At 58.1% G+C, this 18,730-nt stretch carries 17 protein-coding genes; 13 read left to right on the forward strand and 4 right to left on the reverse strand.

The genetic code is table 11. From position 1 onward, the window contains the following. The first annotated feature begins 54 nt into the window (after positions 1-54). A complete protein-coding gene (locus tag J2S70_RS07830) occupies positions 55-2,640 on the forward strand; it encodes an FtsK/SpoIIIE family DNA translocase (protein ID WP_307683162.1) in 2,586 nt (861 codons plus the stop codon). A gap of 7 nt (positions 2,641-2,647) precedes the next feature. Here the strand turns inward: J2S70_RS07830 and J2S70_RS07835 are convergent, their stop codons facing one another. Beyond that, complete coding sequence (locus J2S70_RS07835; protein WP_307683163.1) at positions 2,648-3,919, reverse strand: CapA family protein; 1,272 nt, start codon at positions 3,917-3,919, stop codon at positions 2,648-2,650. 68 nt (positions 3,920-3,987) lie between these two features. On the opposite strand from J2S70_RS07835, the gene pgsA reads away from it, so the two are divergent. From pgsA to miaA, 8 genes are all read left to right on the forward strand, one after another. Next, positions 3,988-4,557, forward strand: coding sequence for a CDP-diacylglycerol--glycerol-3-phosphate 3-phosphatidyltransferase (gene pgsA / locus J2S70_RS07840; protein WP_307683164.1), 570 nt, complete (start codon positions 3,988-3,990; stop codon positions 4,555-4,557). A 13-nt stretch (positions 4,558-4,570) separates the two neighbouring features. Continuing rightward, the gene (locus J2S70_RS07845; protein WP_307683165.1) at positions 4,571-5,068 is read left to right on the forward strand and encodes a CinA family protein; all 498 of its coding nucleotides are present in this window, start codon (positions 4,571-4,573) and stop codon (positions 5,066-5,068) included. Between the two features lie 130 nt (positions 5,069-5,198). Next, on the forward strand, positions 5,199-5,576 hold the full coding sequence (locus J2S70_RS07850) for a helix-turn-helix domain-containing protein (protein ID WP_307683166.1): 378 nt from the start codon (positions 5,199-5,201) through the stop codon (positions 5,574-5,576). Beyond that, positions 5,573-5,803, forward strand: coding sequence for a DUF3046 domain-containing protein (locus J2S70_RS07855; RefSeq protein WP_307683167.1), 231 nt, complete (start codon positions 5,573-5,575; stop codon positions 5,801-5,803). Before J2S70_RS07850 ends, J2S70_RS07855 begins: the two co-directional genes overlap by 4 nt. Positions 5,804-6,354: 551 nt before the next feature. After that, a complete protein-coding gene (gene recA / locus J2S70_RS07860) occupies positions 6,355-7,431 on the forward strand; it encodes a recombinase RecA (RefSeq protein ID WP_307683168.1) in 1,077 nt (358 codons plus the stop codon). Next, a complete protein-coding gene (locus tag J2S70_RS07865; protein WP_307683169.1) occupies positions 7,431-8,009 on the forward strand; it encodes a regulatory protein RecX in 579 nt (192 codons plus the stop codon). Before recA ends, J2S70_RS07865 begins: the two co-directional genes overlap by 1 nt. Before the next feature lie 133 nt (positions 8,010-8,142). Beyond that, entirely contained in the window at positions 8,143-9,678 is a 1,536-nt protein-coding gene (gene miaB / locus J2S70_RS07870; RefSeq protein ID WP_407702640.1) for a tRNA (N6-isopentenyl adenosine(37)-C2)-methylthiotransferase MiaB, read from the forward strand. Then, positions 9,675-10,607, forward strand: coding sequence for a tRNA (adenosine(37)-N6)-dimethylallyltransferase MiaA (gene miaA, locus J2S70_RS07875; RefSeq protein ID WP_307683171.1), 933 nt, complete (start codon positions 9,675-9,677; stop codon positions 10,605-10,607). The genes miaB and miaA overlap by 4 nt, the downstream gene beginning before the upstream one ends. Before the next feature lie 44 nt (positions 10,608-10,651). Here miaA and J2S70_RS07880 read toward each other — a convergent pair whose 3' ends face one another. Beyond that, positions 10,652-11,254, reverse strand: a complete 603-nt coding sequence (locus J2S70_RS07880; RefSeq protein ID WP_307683172.1) for a class I SAM-dependent methyltransferase — start codon at positions 11,252-11,254, stop codon at positions 10,652-10,654. Between the two features lie 85 nt (positions 11,255-11,339). Here J2S70_RS07880 and hflX point away from each other — a divergent pair, with 85 nt between their 5' ends. Both hflX and J2S70_RS07890 read left to right on the forward strand, forming a co-directional pair. Continuing rightward, entirely contained in the window at positions 11,340-12,806 is a 1,467-nt protein-coding gene (gene hflX / locus J2S70_RS07885; protein WP_407702665.1) for a GTPase HflX, read from the forward strand. Further along, positions 12,799-14,736, forward strand: coding sequence for an ATP-dependent DNA helicase (locus tag J2S70_RS07890; protein ID WP_307683174.1), 1,938 nt, complete (start codon positions 12,799-12,801; stop codon positions 14,734-14,736). The genes hflX and J2S70_RS07890 overlap by 8 nt, the downstream gene beginning before the upstream one ends. A 24-nt stretch (positions 14,737-14,760) precedes the next feature. Here J2S70_RS07890 and lexA read toward each other — a convergent pair whose 3' ends face one another. After that, on the reverse strand, positions 14,761-15,480 hold the full coding sequence (gene lexA / locus J2S70_RS07895) for a transcriptional repressor LexA (RefSeq protein WP_307683175.1): 720 nt from the start codon (positions 15,478-15,480) through the stop codon (positions 14,761-14,763). 185 nt (positions 15,481-15,665) lie between these two features. Between lexA and J2S70_RS07900 the strand changes: the two genes are divergently transcribed. Continuing rightward, a complete protein-coding gene (locus tag J2S70_RS07900; RefSeq protein WP_307683176.1) occupies positions 15,666-16,253 on the forward strand; it encodes a LysM peptidoglycan-binding domain-containing protein in 588 nt (195 codons plus the stop codon). A gap of 68 nt (positions 16,254-16,321) precedes the next feature. Then, complete coding sequence (nrdR, locus tag J2S70_RS07905) at positions 16,322-16,831, forward strand: transcriptional regulator NrdR (RefSeq protein ID WP_307683177.1); 510 nt, start codon at positions 16,322-16,324, stop codon at positions 16,829-16,831. A gap of 2 nt (positions 16,832-16,833) precedes the next feature. Here nrdR and J2S70_RS07910 read toward each other — a convergent pair whose 3' ends face one another. Then, on the reverse strand, positions 16,834-18,717 hold the full coding sequence (locus tag J2S70_RS07910; RefSeq protein WP_307683178.1) for an AMP-binding protein: 1,884 nt from the start codon (positions 18,715-18,717) through the stop codon (positions 16,834-16,836). Positions 18,718-18,730 lie beyond the last annotated feature (13 nt).

Below are 18,730 nucleotides of genomic sequence, written 5' to 3' on the forward strand. Positions count from 1 at the left end.
GAGTGGACGTCGCGCACTAGGGTGAAACTGGATTTTGCCCACGGAAGAGGAGACATGGCTCGGAGCAAAAACGCGTCGAACCGCGCAAGCACCAGCAAAGAGCGGAAGGCTAGTGAAAGCTCTCAATCGCATGAGGGCCTAGCGTTTATCATGCTCGCGCTCGCGATCGTCGTCGCATTGCGAGAGTGGTTCGGCTTGTCTGGAATTCTTGGCGACGTCATTCACCATGCTGCTGCTGGGCCTGTTGGCGCCCTGTCAATCTTCGTGCCGGTCATGTTCGTCGGTATTGCAGTTAAGCTCTTTCGCCAGTCGACTGGAAGGACCAACCGCCGATTTGTGATCGGCCTTGCCCTGCTTGTTGTTGCAATCACGGGAATCCTGCATATTGCGATGGGCCAACCCGATCCGACGATTTCCTTTGAAGCGGTCGAAAGCGCCGGCGGAGTCCTGGGCTGGCTGTCTGGCGGGCTGCTGACGGCGCTCGTCTCTGAATGGGGTGCAGTGCCACTCCTGGTATTGCTTGGCACCTATGCGATGCTGTTTTCGACGGATACCTCGGTGCGGCAAATTATTGATTGGTTTAAGAGCCAGCGTGAGTTGCGTACCAAGCAGCGTGAAGCTGACGAGGAGATGGCGAAGACCGAGGTCATGGACGAACCGGCCAAGCGACGCTCGCGGGTACGTAGGGGCAAGCGAGACGGCGACATCCAGGCCATGCCTAGCGAATCGCCCGATACACCCACCAACTCGGCAGGCGATCAGGTAGATGAACCCAAACTCGCACGTTCGGCGAAGCCAGCACAGAAGGCAGGGACTAAAGAGCTCAGCAAGCAGGAACAAGCTGCGAAGCAAGAGCCAAAGAAGGCACCAAAGCCCGAACCGCTTCCACCCCGTGTAGAGCAGCTGGAACTGTCATCAAACATCACCTATACCCTCCCGCCGGGCGATCTGCTCGAAGAGGGCGCGCCTGCAGTTGAACATTCGGAGGCCAACGAACGAACGGTCGAAATCCTCAATGGCGTGTTTCGCGATTTCGGCGTGGAAGCCGAGGTGGTTGGTTTTACGCGAGGCCCGACTGTCACCCAGTACGAGGTTGAACTCGGCCAGGGCGTCAAAGTCGATCGCGTCAGCTCACTGGAAAAGAATATTGCTTACGCGGTGGCGACGGCCGACGTGCGCATCCTGTCACCGATTCCAGGAAAATCGGCGATCGGTATCGAAATTCCGAATACCGACCGTGAAACAGTCATGGTTGGCGATGTCTTGCGTTCCCCCGTGGCCCGCAAGCAAACCCATCCGCTTGTCGTCGCTGTTGGTAAATCTGTGGCCGGTAAACACGTGGTCGCAAATCTCGCGAAAATGCCACACATGCTGGTCGCGGGAGCCACCGGTTCCGGTAAGTCTTCGTTCATTAATTCGATGCTCACATCGATCCTTATGCGCGCAACCCCCGAAGAGGTGCGGATGGTGCTCGTCGATCCCAAGCGCGTGGAGCTCACAATCTATGCGGGTATCCCGCACCTGGTTACGCCAATCATTACCGATCCGCGCAAAGCCGCCGACGCCCTTGACTGGGTGGTGCGTGAAATGGACCAGCGTTACGCGGACTTCGCGAACTACGGCTACAAGCAAATCGACGACTACAACGAGGCAATTCGTTCCGGAAAGCTGACCACGCCGCCAGGTTCGGAGCGCAAGCTGCAGCCCTACCCGTACCTGCTCGTCGTCGTCGACGAATTGGCAGACCTCATGATGGTTGCGCCAAAAGACGTGGAAGCATCCATCCAGCGAATCACTCAGTTGGCACGGGCGGCCGGCATACACCTTGTGCTTGCTACCCAGCGCCCATCGGTGGACGTGGTGACCGGCCTGATCAAATCGAATATTCCATCGCGCCTAGCGTTCATGACTTCCTCGAATCAGGATTCGCGGGTCATCCTGGACGCAAACGGCGCCGAGAAGTTGATCGGCATGGGCGATGCCCTCTTCCATCCCATGGGTGCTTCCACTCCGGTACGTGTACAGGGCGCGTGGGTCACGGAACATGAAATCGCACAGGTTGTTAAGCATGTCAAGGCTCAAATGCAGCCCGAATATCGCGAGGACGTGATTCCGAAAGCGGAAAAGAAGATCATTGGCGACGATATTGGCGATGACCTCGAAACGCTTTTACAGGCCGCAGAACTCGTGGTGAGCACGCAATTTGGCTCCACATCCATGCTCCAGCGCAAGTTGCGCATCGGTTTTGCCAAGGCTGGGCGCATGATGGATCTGCTCGAATCGCGCGAAATTGTTGGGCCTTCCGAAGGTTCGAAAGCGCGTGACGTGCTTGTGACGCCCGAGCAGCTCGACGACGTCGTCGCCTATATTAAAGGCGAGACGGACAGCCTCCACGGCTCATCCGACGATTACGCCGACGCTGATTTTGGTGATGTTGATGTTACTCGCGCTCCCGACGGCGAATCGCGGCCGTACGCGCATTCTGAGGCCGGCGCCGGTGTGGATATCGATGACAAAGACGACGGGCGCACGGTTGTTTTGGAAACTGACCGCTACGCCGAGGACCCGATCGACTACGACGCTAACGATTACGAATCCGACGACGACGAGGACGCCTGGCAGCTAACCGGCCGCGGCTAGATACGCTTTACTTGCGTGTGATTGTGAGCGTTGCACCCGTGTCTGGTGGAGAGGCCGTGCGTTCCTCGCCCGAACCAGACATCACGGGATAGGTAGCATCCGCACGCGATGTGATCTCGTAGTGCGAAAGAGCCAGATCGGCGGGGTATTCGCCGTTAACGAGCGGTGTGAGTGGGCGCAGCCGTTCGCCCGCGGCGCGATCTTGGGTAACCACCGTGTAATCGAAATCGGTTATGGACGCATCGCCTTCGCCACGCACTTCTATCGTGGCCGTTGTGAGCAGCCCCGTTGTGACGCGCGGCCCGTGGTTTTGCACGGTCTGCCCAGAAATCTGGTTACCCATCGAATAAACCACCCACATGCCCTCGCCATCCGGGCCACCCGGGATTAAATCGAGCGGTTGGGGAACGTGCGAATGATTACCGAAAACGAGGTCAACTTCGCCCGAATCGGCGAGCTGCGCGGCGATTTCCACCTGCTCAGGCACGGGATCGTTCACGTATTCGGTCCCCCAATGCATGGACACGATCACGATATCTGCGCCGAGTTCGCGAGCTTTCTTCGCATCGTCAATGATCGTGTCAACTGGCTGGCCGAGTTCACCGACGACGTTCCAGGAATATGGGTGATCGGCCGGGATCGGAATGCCGTTGGTGAGCGTCGTCGCTGAAATGTGGGCGATTGACACGTCTTGGTTCTCGCCCTGCAGATCATAGAACTGGATCTCTTCGCCCTCGTCTGCTGTGCGAGCCGATCCTGCCCAACCCATACCCGCTTCGGAGAGCGCACCGATCGTGCTCTCCACACCGCCAAAACCGCGGTCCAAGGTGTGATTGGTGGCAACCGCACACCCGTCGAAGCCGATGTTTGCCAGCGATTCGGCTAAATCCCAGGGCGCACCAAAATTCGGGTAATTTGACGGCATCTGATCCGGCCCAACGATTGGCACCTCAAGTGCGCAGATTGCGACATCCGCATTCGCAATGAAATCTTGAATGTCGGCGTATAAGGGCGTGTAATCATAGGTTTCGCCCTGAATCCGGGCCGATTCATTGACGGACAGATGGAGCAAAATATCGCCACCGGAAACGACCGTAAAATATTCGGGTTCCGCTGGTTCGGGGCTTGGGCTCGTCGGCGGCGTGGCAGGTTGCGAGCTGGCGGAGCTAGAGGGTGGGGCAGGGGAATCTGGCGAGTGCGACGACGTCGAATCGGAACAGCCACCAAGGATCGTGAGGGCCGTGAGGGCCGTGAGGGCGGTTAGTGCGCAAAATTTCAAAGGTCCTCCAGCGTGAGCGGAATGGTATCGGCTCCATCAACCAGAGCACTATCCACTAGACTAGGGCAGTGGACGAAAAATCTCAGGTACCTATTGTCAACATAGCCAACGCGCTGACCGTGTTGCGCCTGCTGCTTGTTCCCGTGTTTATCTGGCTGCTATTGGAACCCACGGTGGAGCGGCGCTGGATAGCTTGGGCGGTCTTTGCTATCGCGGCGATGACCGACCAACTCGATGGGTACTTTGCCCGTAGCCGCGGGCTGATCACGAATTTCGGCAAGCTCGCCGACTCTATTGCGGACAAGTTTTTGATTCTATCCGCCATGATCATGGCTTCCGTGAACGGCTGGTTGTGGTGGTGGGTGACCATCGTGTTTATTGTGCGCGAGCTGGGCATCACGATCATGCGCATGGCTGTGGTAAAGAAAAAGGTGATGGCAGCTGGGCGCGGCGGAAAAATCAAAATGTTCGCCCAATCGTTAGGGATCGGGGGGCTTATCATTCCGTGGCACTCGTTCTTGCCGGAGGCTTTGGCAACCGGGGCGGTGTGGATCTGTTACGCGCTGATCGCCATCGCGTTGTTCTTTGCGCTCACATCGGCGTGGGAGTATATCCGTGAAGCAAGCAGACTCGACTAGCCGGAGCCAAGGTGTGAGTGAATCTGGAAATCGCGCGCCTGAAATTCGACAGGTGGAGCGGTTAGCTGGCGAGTTGGTCGAAAGATTAACGCGTGCAGGGCGGACTATCGCCGTCGCTGAATCCCTCACTGGCGGTTTGCTTGCGGCCACAATCGTGGCAGTTCCGGGAGCGTCGGCCTGTTTTCGCGGGGGCGTGGTTGCGTACGCGACTGACACCAAGGCAAGTGTGCTCGGTGTTGAGCAAGAGCTTTTGGATCGAGCGGGGCCAGTTGACGCCGAGGTGGCGGCACAGATGGCGTCCGGGGTCGCGAAACTTTACGACGCCGATGTTGGCTTGTCAACAACGGGTGTAGCCGGCCCAGGGCCCTCGGGTGGACACGCGCCAGGAACTGTCTATGTGGGCCTGGCCACTGCTGTAGGGGCTTCTTCGGCTGCGTTCAGCTTTGCTGGAAACCGCGACGCCGTGCGGAATGCGTCGGTTTTAGAGGCCCTCACGCTAGTGCTTCGGTAGTGCTCAAACCTCCGGCAACTCTGAGTGGACTTTCAGGAAATACTCAGATTGGTGTGGGAATATTTAGCTATCAGCAGGAGTTACTACTGACAGCGAATTCCGCTAAGAAAGAATGAAGAGAGAATAAAGCATGACAATGATGAATGAATCCTATGTTCGCACCGAGCCAGTACTATTCCGCCGCGAACTTGGTGATGTCCTGCGTGATTACCGCCAGCGCCAAGGGCGCACACTGCGCGAAGTCTCTTCGGATGCCCGCGTTTCCCTCGGCTACCTTTCCGAGGTTGAGCGCGGTCAAAAGGAAGCTTCTTCCGAGTTGTTGCACTCGATCTGCCACGCACTGAACGTGCCGTTGAGCCACGTTCTTCGCTTGGTTGCAGACCGCATTGACATTGCGGAGGGCCGTACGCCTCCGATGGTTCGCAAGGCTCAGGCTGCCCGCGCAGCTGGGGTTCGTATCCCGGATACCGCAGAAGCTTTGTTGAACGGCGAACTCTCCGGAGTATGAGGCACACCGAATTCTGGGATGTCGTCGATCGCGCATTTCCGTCCGGCCACGGCCGTGCACTTGTACGCGATCTGGTGATTCCCGAACTTGGGTCCCGCACTGCCGAAGAGGCGCTTGCAGCCCATGTTGATCCTCAAACGGTCTGGCACGAATTGCGCCTCGCGATGGATCTTCCAGAATCCTATGAGTTTCTCCATCGAAAGGATCCAAGAGGGGCACGGCGCTAAGAGCTACAGAGCTATAGCGAATCCCTTAGGTAGTCGCGTAAACCCAGAAATTGCAGATTAAGAGCTGAAAGGGCCTGGTGAACGAAATCTGTTCACCAGGCCCATTTTTGTCGTTAATCCCGCACGCGGGGGTTGGTGCCGCCCGCTGGACCTGCGGAGGTTCTTTTCGCCGTCGGGGGTTCTTCTCGTCGTCGGAGATCGGTAAGCCACCGTAACCCGGAAATTCCTTGGCTTATGGACCTCCCGCGGACTTTATGGACCTCCGAAAGCGGGATGGACCTGCCACGGATAATGCTGTCGCTGCGCAAAGTGCCGCTGTGCACTTGAGCAAAGTGATGCGAAACACGCCCGCGCCTAAGCGCTGTTCGAACAGCTGTTCGGTTAAAGTTGTCCACGACAACATTTTCTGCAGGTGTTCTCCACATTTGGCGCTTGCGGAAAAACTTATGTCGGAGGTCGGGCATACCGTTGTTCGTAGCCGTTCGGAGAGGGCGGTCTGCGTAGAAATGACCTGTTCTATCCGCAATGCGACAGCCACGAAAGGAATTCAGATGTCGAAGAAAAAGACAGGCGAGCGTGAAAAGGCACTAGAGACAGCCCTGAGTCAGATTGATCGCCAATTCGGTAAGGGTTCGGCAATGCGTCTGGGTGACGCGCCCGAACAGCGAGTCAAGGTGATCCCCACTGGCTCCCTTGCTCTCGATATTGCTCTTGGCATCGGTGGCCTTCCGCGTGGCCGAGTGGTTGAGGTTTATGGGCCTGAATCATCGGGTAAGACGACCGTGGCCCTGCACGCTGTCGCAAGCGCTCAGGCGCAGGGTGGTATCGCCGCTTTTGTCGATGCCGAGCACGCTCTGGATCCCGAGTATGCGAAAAATCTTGGCGTAGATACCGACGCTTTGATTGTTTCGCAGCCCGATACGGGAGAGCAGGCGCTTGAAATTGCCGACATGCTGATCCGTTCCGGCGCTCTCGACATCATCGTGATCGATTCCGTTGCGGCGCTCGTGCCCAAAGCGGAAATCGAAGGTGAAATGGGCGATTCGCACGTCGGCCTGCAGGCGCGCCTCATGTCTCAGGCGTTGCGTAAGCTCACGGGTGCGCTTTCCGCCTCCGGAACTACGGCTATCTTCATCAACCAGCTGCGTGAGAAGATTGGCGTGTTCTACGGTAATCCGGAAACGACGACGGGTGGGCGTGCCTTGAAGTTTTACTCGTCTGTACGCCTCGATGTACGCAGAATTGAAACCCTCAAAGAAGGCTCCATGCCGGTGGGTAACCGCACCCGCGTGAAAGTTGTGAAGAACAAGATGGCTCCGCCGTTTAAGCAAGCTGAGTTCGACATCCTCTACGGCCAGGGAATCTCGCGTGAGGGCGGAATCATTGATATGGCAGTAGATGCGGGCGTGGTGCGTAAGTCTGGCTCGTGGTACACCTACGAAGGTGACCAGCTTGGGCAGGGTAAGGAGAAATCGCGCCAGTTCCTCAGGGATAATCCCGAGATTGCCGAGGAAATCCAAGGTAAAGTCTTGAAGGCCCTCGGTGTGGGTGAGTACGCCAAACCCGATGCAGACGGCCTCGATGGTGAAGATGCAAGTGAAAACCTTGAGGAACTTGCCGAAGTATAATGGTTAACTACGCCGAGGAAGCTGACTTTGGCAACAGGCGTGCACGCAAGTGGCGATCCCCGCAGGAGATCGCCGCTCGCAAGAAAGAACGCGCCGCAGCTCGATCCGAAGAAGAATGGCGAAGTTATGCCAAAGACTTGTGTTATCGACAGCTTGCAATGATGGAAAGATCCACCGCCCAGCTCAAAGAGGCAATGGAGAAAAACCTCGTGCCGGGTGAAATCGCCCAAGATACGCTCGACGCTTTCATCGATGCAGACCTCGTCAACGACGAGCGCTTTGCCGGCATGTTCGTGCGCACTCGGTTCGCTGGGAAGACCACCTCCCGGCGTGCCCTTCGAATGGAGCTCGAGCGCAAAGGAATAACCGGCGAAATTGCCGATGCTGCGCTCGAGCAGATTACCAGCGAAGATGAGGAAGAAGCCGCTATCGACTTCGCGGTGCGAAAGCTGCGGTCAATGAGCCACGTGGCTCCCAAGGTTCAAAAACGCAGGCTCTACGGGGCACTCGGGCGTCGTGGATTTTCATCTAGTCAAATTCGCGCCGCCATGGAAGCCGCGTTCAGTGAAAGCCGATAGCTAAGGCAAACTCTGAATTGGCTGAGCCGTGTGGAATACTCCGCTAATTTTGCGTAGGTAAGTTCCAATAATGCGTCCGATCTCGCATGCCCTGCGCGAGCCTTAAGTACGAGCACCCATTAGAATGTCGGAGATGACTGAGCCGAAGACTTACGCAGTTCGCACCCTCGGGTGCCAAATGAATGTGCATGATTCCGAACGCCTAGCCGGCCTGCTCGAAGAGGCCGGCTACGTCCACGTCTCCGAAGTGCCGTCGAAAGCGGCCCGTGCAACCGAGGCCGGTGACGAAGGCGCGGACGTGCTCGTAATCAATACTTGCTCCGTTCGTGAAAACGCGTCGAACAAACTATTTGGCAATCTTGGCCAGCTAGCATCGGTCAAACGGGAGCGGCCGGGTATGCAGATCGCCGTCGGCGGTTGCCTTGCGCAGCAGTTGCGCGGTGGAATCGTTGACAAGGCGCCGTGGGTCGACGTCGTGCTCGGAACGCACAACCTCGATGTGTTGCCGGTGCTCTTAGAACGAGCCCGGCACAATAACGAAGCGGCAGTGGAAATCGAAGAATCCTTGAAAGTTTTCCCCTCGACGCTTCCAACTAGGCGCGAATCTGCTTTTGCTGCGTGGGTTTCCATATCGGTTGGTTGCAACAACACGTGTACATTCTGTATCGTTCCGCACCTTCGAGGTAAAGAACGTGACCGCCGCCCGGGCGATATTCTCGCCGAAGTTGAGGCCGTTGTTGCCGAGGGCGCTATTGAAATTACGTTCCTTGGCCAAAACGTCAACTCCTACGGGGTCAGTTTCGGTGACCGCGGAGCATTCGCCAAGCTTTTGAGAGCAGCTGGAGAAATCGAAGGCTTGGAACGCATCCGCTTCACCTCGCCGCACCCGGCAGCCTTTACCGACGACGTCATCGACGCCATGGCAGAAACCCCGAACGTGATGCCATCGCTTCACATGCCCCTCCAATCCGGCTCGGACCGGATCCTTCGCGCTATGCGCCGCTCCTACCGTTCGGAAAAATTTCTCGGAATCCTCGACCGCGTTCGCGCTCGGATCCCGAACGCGGCGATTACCACGGACATCATCGTCGGATTCCCTGGCGAAACGGAAGAGGATTTCCAACAAACGCTGGACATCGTCGAAAAATCTCGATTCACCTCGGCCTTTACCTTTATCTATTCACCTAGGCCGGGAACTCCAGCAGCGGACATGGTCGGCCAAGTTCCTGAGAACGTCGCAAAGGACAGGCTCAATCGACTCGTTGAACTGCAAAACCGTATCGGTCTTGAGGAATCGCAAAAGCTAGAAGGTGAACTCGTCGAGGTTCTCATTTCCGACGGTGAGGGCCGCAAGGACGAGACCACCCACAGAATCTCCGGGCGCGCCCGCGACAATCGGCTCGTCCACGTCGCTCTGCCTGCCGATCTGTCAGAATCAGAACATCCCCGGCCGGGAGACTGCGTCACTGCACGGGTCACCCACGCTGCACCATTCCACCTACTTGCGGATTCAGCACTGGAAGGTGGAGAGTTTTCCATCCGGCGTACGCGGGCCGGAGACGCTTGGGAGCGTGGTGAGGCACGCAAGCAGGAGCTTATCGACGAAGCGAACGGGCTCGCACCCGTATCGCTTGGCGTGCCAAAGATTAGGATCGGCGCGCCACAATGATCCCGATAGTGGCGATCGTTGGGCAAACTGCCTCCGGTAAAACGGCGCTTTCGCTCGAGCTCGCCGATCGGCTCGGCGGGCCGAACGCCGTCGAAATCATCTCGGCCGATGCCATGCAGTTGTATCGGGGGATGGATATCGGAACCGCGAAACTACCGCCCGACCAGCGCCGTGGAATCACCCACCACCAACTCGACGTGCTCGACGTGACGCAGAGGGCCTCAGTTGCGGCCTATCAGCGCCACGCACGAGCTGACCTGGAAGCCATCCGCGAACGGGGCAAGATTCCCGTTGTGGTGGGCGGATCGGGGCTTTATGTGTCCGGCTTGCTTGACGAGCTGAATTTCCCGGGCACCGATCCCGCGATTCGCGCTGAGCTTGAACAGGTCCACGGTGATCGGGGGCTCGAACCGCTGATCGCCGAGCTGCGTGAAAAAGATCCGGTCTCCGCGCAAACGATTAATCTGGCTAATCCGCGTAGGGTGATCCGGGCGCTCGAAGTGGTTCGGCTTACCGGGCACTCCTATACCCCGGTTTTCCCGCGGCACACGAGCCACTACGAGAGACTTCACATGTTCGGGGTACGGCGAGAAAAAGAGGCTCTTGAACAAGCGATCGTGAAGCGGGCGCGGCAGATGTTTGACGCCGGCTTGATCGAAGAGACCCGGGCGTTGATCTCCGATGGCCTTCGCACGGGAGAGACTGCACGGAAAGCAACGGGGTACGCTGAAGCGATCGCCGTGATTGACGGAGAGCTGGATGTGCAGGGCGCGATCGACTCTGTAGCGCAGGCAACCCGCCGACTGGCAAAAAAGCAGCGCACGTGGTTCCGCCGCGATCCGCGAATCCAGTGGCTCGATATCGACGACGGCGCAGCACTCGGCTCGCTCGCAGACACGATCGTCAACCAGATTGTGCTGGCGACGTAGCCCGCGGCCTTGAGCCGCAGATGTAGCCAGCGGGACTGTCAGAACTAGGACTCCCGCCGTGATTCAAGGACGCGGAAGCCCTTTTGCGAGCCGAGTTTCGCCGTCGGGAAACCGTTCTTACTCAGCCAGGCGGCAAGGGAATCCGAGCCCAGATTTCGTTGAACCACGAGGTAGGCCACGCCTTTTGGCGAAAGTTTTCCTAGCCACGTAGTGAGCAGTTCGTGTAGGGCTGCTTTTCCAATCCGGATCGGGGGATTGGACCACAGCAAGTCAATGTTAGAGATGTCGGCAGTAGATTCGTTGATGACGCTCACATTGCCCAGCCCGGCGGCGCGCGCATTTTCCGCTGTCAGTGCCAGTGCGCGTTCGTTCACGTCGATGCCGTAGACTCGCGAATCTGGGTATTGTGCTGCTAACGCGAGAGTCAGCGGCCCCCAGCCGCAGCCCACATCGACGATCGTCGAGCCCGGCGCAAGATCGGGCAACGGCGCCTTGTGCAGCAAGACCGCAGTGCCTTTATCAACACCTTGGTGAGAAAAGATTCCTGAGGTCGTCGTGACGCGATAGTCTTCACCCAAGATGCGGACATCAATCTGACGCGGAGCGTCTTTGGCTGTGGGGCGGCTGGAAAAATAATGCTCATTCACGCCAATAGCGTATCGCGCGCGGCGCCAAGATACCCCGTTTTGACGCCGGCTGTAAGACAATAGAAAAAACACGAGGAGACGACCTATCAACGAAGCACAAGAGTTCGAATTGCATGCCGGCAAGGCCACTGCACTCCAGGCAGATCCTGCTTACCACGGCCACTGGGCCGGTGATTCTTTCGATCGTGAGGAACGATCGTCGCTGCGCCGCGTTGCCGGCCTTTCCACAGAACTCACCGATGTTAGTCAGGTTGAGTACCGGCAGCTGCGCCTTGAGCGGGTTGTGCTCGTTGGTCTGGTGACCGACGGCGATATGCGCGCAGGCGAAGAATCCCTGCGTGAATTGGCGGCTCTCGCGCTAACGGCGGGCTCGCAGGTTCTGGACGGGGTGCTACAGCGCAGGCAGGTACCCGATCCGGCCACGTATCTCGGCTCGGGTAAGGCGAGCGAACTCGCGGATCTTGTTGCCAGCCATGGCGCCGATACCGTGATCGTTAATTCCGAGCTGGCGCCAACTCAGCGCCGTTCGTTGGAGGACATCGTTGATGCCAAGGTCATTGACCGAACTGCGCTGATCTTGGACATCTTCGCCCAGCATGCAAAATCTAAAGAGGGCAAGGCGCAGGTGGAGCTCGCCCAACTGGAATACCTTTTACCGCGTTTGCGCGGCTGGGGTGAGTCGATGTCCCGGCAGGCAGGTGGCCGGGTGGCCGGCGGTGAGGGTATTGGCTCGCGCGGGCCGGGCGAAACGCAGATCGAACTTGATCGGCGGCGAATCCGCCAGCGCATGGGCAAACTACGGCGCGAAATTAAGCAGATGGAAAATTCCCGTCAAACGCGCCGGCACAACCGCAAGCGTAAAAGCGTGCCGAGTGTCGTCGTCGTTGGGTATACCAATGCCGGGAAATCTTCACTCATGAATGTGCTCACGGGAGCGGGCGTGCTGGTCGAAAATGCGCTTTTTGCTACGCTCGATCCCACCGTGCGGCGCGCCGAAACCGACGACGGGCGCGAATACACGCTCACGGACACGGTTGGTTTCGTGCGCAATCTTCCCACCCAGCTCGTCGAGGCGTTCCGATCCACTTTGGAGGAGGCGGGCGACGCCGACGTATTGCTACACGTAGTCGATGCGGCACACGATGATCCCATCGGGCAGATCGACGCCGTCCATCAGGTGCTGGCAGGCGTGGAGGGAACGGAAGCAATCCCTGAGCTGATCGTGCTATCGAAGGCAGATATTGCCGACGCGATCACGGTGGCCACATTGCGTAGCCGCTATCCGAATTCGGTGCTCGTCAGCGCCGTGACCGGTGAGGGAATCGACGAACTGCGCGGACGCGTGGCTGAACGTTTACCGCGCCCGGCCGTGGAAATCGACCTTGTTATCCCCTACGAGCGCGGCGATATTGTGAACCGGATTCACAATGAGGGCGAAATTCTTTCGCAAGACCACGAGGCTGAGGGCACGCACATGCACGCGCGGGTAAGCCCCGAAATCGAGGGTTTGCTCGTGGAGGCCGGAATCATGAAAGCCGCGCCCAGTGACTGAACTCGAGCCGCGGCGGGTACTCGATCATGTTGTGGATAGCATCGGGGGAGCGCGCCGCGATGGCCAAGAACAGATGGTCGACGCCGTGTACGAGGCCCTCGTTGATGAGGGCCACCTCATGGTGGAGGCCGGCACCGGCACGGGTAAATCATTTGGCTATCTGATTCCGGCGATGGTGTGGGCGGCGCAATCCGACCAGCGGGCGATCATTTCGACAGCGACCCTCGCGTTGCAGCGGCAGATTATGCAACAGGACGCGCCCGCCGTCGCCGATGCCCTGCGCGAAATCTATGGCGCACACGTCAATGTTGCCCTTTTGAAGGGGTGGAATAACTACGCGTGCCTACGCAAGGTTGACGGCGGATATCCGGAAGAAGACGCGCTTCTTTCGCGAGCTGAGGGCGAGTTTGGTGCGACGGCGACGGGTGAAGAGGTGGTGCGAGCTCGGCAGTGGGCGCTGACAAGCGAAACTGGCGATCGCGACGATCTTGTTCCAGGCGTGTCGGATCGGGCCTGGCAGCAGATTTCGATCCAGAAACGCGAATGTATCGGTGAATCGTGCCCGCTGCGCCACGAATGTTTCCCGGTGCGGGCGCGGGCTATGGCAGACGAGGCTGACATCGTGGTGACCAACCATTCCCTGCTGGGGATTCAGGCATCAGGTACGCCGGTACTGCCCGAATCGCACGCCTACATCGTTGATGAAGCACACGATCTGGTTGATCGGGTGACAACCCAACTGACCCGGTCACTTGCCGGATACGATTTGCGTTCTATCGCGCGCTTGCTCCGCCAGGCGGGGCTTGATGACGAAGGCTTGCCCGACGCCGCAGAGGAACTTTCCGATGTGCTCGCTGATATCGGTGAAGGGCGGATCGTCAAGCTCAGAGAGGAACTGAGCGATGTAGTGGCACGGATTTTGGGCAAGATTCAGGCTGCCGGCGAGGCCGTATCAGCAATGGGCGGCGGTAACGAGGAGCAGAATGCGGCCAAACAGGTGTTGCGCTCGCGGCTGGGCGAGATGTCTGAGATGTGTAGCGAGGTGCTCGGTGATGCCGTCCAGCTTGGCACCCGGGTGCTGTGGGCGAGCGAGTTCAATGACTCTTACACGTTGTATTTTGCGCCCTTGGATGTGTCCGCCTCGATTGCTGACAACCTTTTTGAAAACACGCCCGTTGTGTTAACTTCTGCGACTCTCCAAGTGGGCGGTAGTTTCGATGCCGTTGCGAATCGAGTGGGCTTCACCTTTCCAAGCCAGGGGGAGTGGTCCGGCTTGGACGTTGGTAGTCCGTTTGATCCTGCCAAGCAGGGCATCTTGTACGTGGCCGAGCATCTGAATCCACCTGGGCGCGATGGTTACGGGGATCAGCACCTTTCTGAAATTGTGGAGCTTATCAGGGCAAGCGGGGGCGGTGCTCTGTGCCTGTTTACTTCGCGGGTGGGTGCCGAGCGAGCTGCCGAGTACGTGCGTGAGGCACTGGATGTGCCGGTGCTTGTACAGGGTGAGGACCAGCTTCCTACCCTGCTTGAGGAGTTTGCGGCCGATCCGTCCGCTTCGCTGTTTGGCACGATCTCACTGTGGCAGGGGGTGGACGTGCCGGGCCGGACCTGCCGGCTCGTGATTATTGACCGAATTCCGTTTCCGCGCCCGGATGATCCGTTGATTCAGGCTCGTAATGAGGCTGCGACGCGCGATGGCCGCAATGCTTTCATGTCCGTTTCTGCTACGCAGGCCGCGCTTCTACTTGCGCAGGGGGCTGGGCGTTTGCTGCGCCGCACCACTGATCGCGGTGTTGTGGCCGTGCTGGATTCGCGCTTACGAACTCGCAGATACGGCAGCTTCTTACTGGCTTCGTTGCCGAAGATGTGGCCGACGACGGACCGTGAGGTGGTTCTTGGCGCTCTTGAGAGGCTATCTTCGGATATTTGAGCGCGGCGCTGAGGGCGAAAGTGCTCAGAGTGCGCGAAGGACCGTGACCACCTTGCCAAGAATTTCCGCATCATTGCCCGGGATCGGAGCATAGTTCGAGTTGCGAGGGAGCAGCCAAATGTGGCCGTCTTTCTTTTGGAAGGCTTTTACCGTTGCTTCGCCGTCAATCATCGCGGCAACGATTTCACCATTTTCAGCCACCGGCTGGCGGCGTACAACTACCCAGTCGCCATCGCAGATAGCGGCATCGATCATCGAATCGCCCGATACTTCGAGCATGAAAAGATCGCCCGTGCCAGTCAGTTGCCGGGGAAGTGGGAAGACGTCTTCGATCACCTGTTCGGCAAGGATCGGGCCGCCGGCGGCAATTCGCCCGACGGCTGGTACGTTGACCGGTGCGCTCACGTTCACTTCAAGATCATCGATACGGTAAGTATCTTCGGCTTCTTCTTCCACGGCACGGATATTCGACGACGACGGGATCTGCCGCTTAGCAGGTGCCCACTCACCCGCAAGTTCTAGGCCAAGATCTGTAACTTCTAAAGTTCGCGGACGCCGCGGATCTCGAACGATGCACGTGGCCTTCTCAAGGAGGTCAAGCTGATATTTGACGGAAGAGGACGATTTGAGCCCAACCTTTTCACCGATTTCACGAACAGTGGGCGGGTAGCCATTTTCTGTAAGCCCCGCGCAAATCGCGCGCAGGATCGAGGTTTGACGATCGGAAAGTTTCACCTTGGTCATGGATCCTCCTGCCGGCAAAATTTTTTGTCGGAGCCGTGCGGTTGACTTCTCGCAAGCCTACCGGGCGAGCCACTGTTGTTCAAACACGTGTTCTAATGCGTGTCGAACAAAGGTTCTGGACATCGCTGGGGTGTTCGGCTAGGATTCAAACAGACGTTCGACGAACAGTTGTTCGAGGAGGAAGCATGACGGCACTAACATTTGGCGATGTTGAAGGATACGGCGATGCTAGGGCTCGTGCAGGAGCCCCGCGGTTGCGGGTTGTACGGGAGGGGGATCTCAAGCGCTACGGGCCTGCCGTGCGCCAGGATCGGCCCAACACTCGTGGTAATACGCTTCACGCAGTTCCAACGGCTGCATCCGCGGATGAAGCAGCCCTTGCCGTCCGTTGGTCGAAGGAGCCAGTTCGCCGGTCTGGAGCGCCAGCCCGGCCGTCCAGGCAGCCGAGAATGGAGCAGCGCAGGATGCGCGCATCGCAGGCTCGCACCTACTCACCAGAGTTGAACTTCGACAATGCCGTCAAGGTCACCTTAACCCTGGCCGGCATGGTATTGGTTTTTGCCTTGGGCATCTTTCTTTACACGGCACTCGGTTTGGGCCTGCAAGCCGGAGACGCGATTACTGTCGTCGCGGGTGACTCGCTGTGGTCGATCGCGCAAGCGATGCCGGTTGATATTCCGACCGCACAGATCGTTCAAGACATCGCCGAACTCAATGCACTCGAAAGCAGTGTTGTAGCTGCAGGCACAGAGCTTATTTTGCCGGCTTATTAGCACGAAATCTACGGCGCGCACTTCGCCGTGTTTGAATAATGGTGACATTCGGCTGTAGTTTATTGAACATGTTCTGCCCCTTTTGCCACCATGAGGATTCTCGAGTCGTCGACACGCGCACGAGCGACGACGGACAAACCATTCGACGTCGTCGAGAATGCCCCTCATGCGCCCGTCGATTCTCCACGCAAGAAACAGCCGCACTAATGGTCACAAAGCGCTCGGGAACTACGGAACCGTTCTCGCGTGACAAAATCATCTCTGGAGTTGGCCGCGCTTGCCAAGGCCGGCCCGTTACGCGTGACCAATTGGCAGTACTGGCCCAGCAGGTTGAAGAAACACTTCGCGCCTCGGGTGCAGCCCACATTGATTCGCAAGACGTCGGCCTAGCGATCCTCGATCCGCTTCGCGAACTCGACACGGTGGCCTACCTGCGTTTTGCCTCCGTCTATTCGAACTTTGAAACGCTCGAAGACTTTGAAGAAGCAATCCGGGAACTGCGAAGCTCGCAATTCCCGGAAGATTCCCAGGCGCCTGAAAGAACGCAAATGCTAGATAACTCCAGCGAAGATGCGTAAGCCTAATCGCGGCCCTGATCTGACTGATCTTGAGCCTGGGAGCCGCTGCCATCATCATGTCGTGGAGCCGAATGGGCGCTCAGCGCCGATAGGCTGGATTTTGCGCTCGCAGCCTTTTCTTTCACGGCACTGACGTAGCCATCTATCCTGTCTGCAGTGCGATGCGAAGCCGCGGAAGCCCGATCGCGCCACTGGCCCGAAGCCAATTCCAAATTCTCCAACTGCTCCTTGACACGGCGGCGCATCACCTTACCAAGCTGGGAACGCGGAAGATCATCGAAAATCGCGATCGACTTCGGCATTGCATAGTGGGAGAGCTTATCCTCGGTCCACTGGCGAACAGCATCGAGATCCACATTCGCACCGGGCTCGAGCACGAGAGCTGCCACCACGGCTTCGGAGAACGAATCGGTCGGCATGCCAACCACGGCAACGTCCACCACGCCCGGCATATCGCGAACCGCTGACTCCACCTCGGAAGGGTAGACGTTGAATCCGGAGTTGATAATCATTTCCTTGCGGCGATCGGCCATAATTAGGAAACCGTCATCCCAGCGCGCGAGGTCACCCGTATGTAACCAGCCATCCCGGATGGCGATGTCGGTCTCTTCCGGATTCTTATAGTAGCCGGAGAAAACTTGCGGTCCGCGCACGCAAATTTCGCCGATCTCGCCCTCGCCGAGCTCCTTGGTCGGATCGTCTTGGTCAACAACCTTGATCTCAGTCGACGGGAAGGGCAATCCCAACGTGGATGGCCGGCGTCGTTCGCTCACCGGCGAACCAGAAATCACTGGCGAGGCTTCCGTCATGCCGTAGCCCTCAATAATCAGGCCGGACTTTTGTTCCCAGCGAGCCGCCAGCGCAGGATCCAACGGCATTGCTCCGCAAACCGAGTACTGGATCGTGGAAAGATCAGCCTGCTTGCCTTCATCGATCGCGTCCAGAATCTTCTTAAACATCGGCGGTACCCCGCCAAAGAACGTGATCGGATGGCGTTTGTGAGCGGCGAGTAGAATATCCACATCGAAAGTCGGGATCATCACCTGGGTTGCAGCCATGTACACGCACACGAGCATCGATAGCTGAAGACCGAACGCGTGGAAGAACGGAAGAACCGCGCCCACAGTTTCCGTGCCGCGAACCATGTCCACCAGCCAGGCGTCGGCCTGCTTCGTGTTCGACAACAAATTGCCATGCGTGAGTTGCACGGCTTTCGGAGTGCCCGTGGTTCCTCCAGTCATCAACAGCACGGCGAGGGACTCGACGTCGGGGCCCTCTTCACGCGAAAGATCAAGCGGCGCATTGTGCTTGACCTGGTTATCCCAGGAGTGCACGCCCGCCGGCACCTTACCGCGCAGCTTATTACGCTGCTGACGAGCAGCCTTAACCGGCAATTTCAGTAGGAACTGCGACTTCGCTGGCAGCGCCTTGGTCAAATTCACGGCCAGGTATGTGCGGCCCTTAAAGTCGCCGTCCACGATCAGCTTCTCGAGCGTCTGCTCCCAGCCGATGACGACCTTGGAACCAACAAGTTCAATTTGATCTTCGATCTGCTTGCGAGGGGCCAGCGGATTGTGCTCCGCGAGAGTCACGCCAAGAGCCATCGCCGCATAGAACAGCACGTAGTGCTGCGGACAATTCGGCAAGATTGCAGAAATCACATCGCCGCGCCGAACACCAACCATCGTCAAAACTTGCGCCGCGCGTTTAACCTCATCCAGAACTTCAGCATACGTGTATTCCCGACCAAGGAAATCAATCGCCACCCGCTCGGGGAAATCCTCGGCTGCGGAGAACAAAAGCTGGTCGATCGTCGTCGTTACCGGTTCAATCTCGGTTGGAACACCCTCGGGATATCGAGAGTGCGCGCGTTCCATGTTGGTCATTGATGTCCCTTTC

The organism is Trueperella bonasi (assembly GCF_030811535.1).
Taxonomy (GTDB): Bacteria; Actinomycetota; Actinomycetes; order Actinomycetales; family Actinomycetaceae; genus Trueperella; species Trueperella bonasi.

What these genes read in the sequence shown, in the direction of transcription:
- J2S70_RS07830 (WP_307683162.1), top strand. Translation starts at nt 55, where the DNA reads ATGGCTCGGAGCAAAAACGCGTCGAACCGCGCAAGCACCAGCAAAGAG.
- J2S70_RS07850 (WP_307683166.1), top strand. Translation starts at nt 5,199, where the DNA reads ATGACAATGATGAATGAATCCTATGTTCGCACCGAGCCAGTACTATTC.
- J2S70_RS07855 (WP_307683167.1), top strand. Translation starts at nt 5,573, where the DNA reads ATGAGGCACACCGAATTCTGGGATGTCGTCGATCGCGCATTTCCGTCC.
- recA (WP_307683168.1), top strand. Translation starts at nt 6,355, where the DNA reads ATGTCGAAGAAAAAGACAGGCGAGCGTGAAAAGGCACTAGAGACAGCC.
- J2S70_RS07865 (WP_307683169.1), top strand. Translation starts at nt 7,431, where the DNA reads ATGGTTAACTACGCCGAGGAAGCTGACTTTGGCAACAGGCGTGCACGC.
- miaB (WP_407702640.1), top strand. Translation starts at nt 8,143, where the DNA reads ATGACTGAGCCGAAGACTTACGCAGTTCGCACCCTCGGGTGCCAAATG.
- miaA (WP_307683171.1), top strand. Translation starts at nt 9,675, where the DNA reads ATGATCCCGATAGTGGCGATCGTTGGGCAAACTGCCTCCGGTAAAACG.
- lexA (WP_307683175.1), bottom strand. Translation starts at nt 15,480, where the DNA reads ATGACCAAGGTGAAACTTTCCGATCGTCAAACCTCGATCCTGCGCGCG.
- J2S70_RS07900 (WP_307683176.1), top strand. Translation starts at nt 15,666, where the DNA reads ATGACGGCACTAACATTTGGCGATGTTGAAGGATACGGCGATGCTAGG.
- nrdR (WP_307683177.1), top strand. Translation starts at nt 16,322, where the DNA reads ATGTTCTGCCCCTTTTGCCACCATGAGGATTCTCGAGTCGTCGACACG.
- J2S70_RS07910 (WP_307683178.1), bottom strand. Translation starts at nt 18,717, where the DNA reads ATGACCAACATGGAACGCGCGCACTCTCGATATCCCGAGGGTGTTCCA.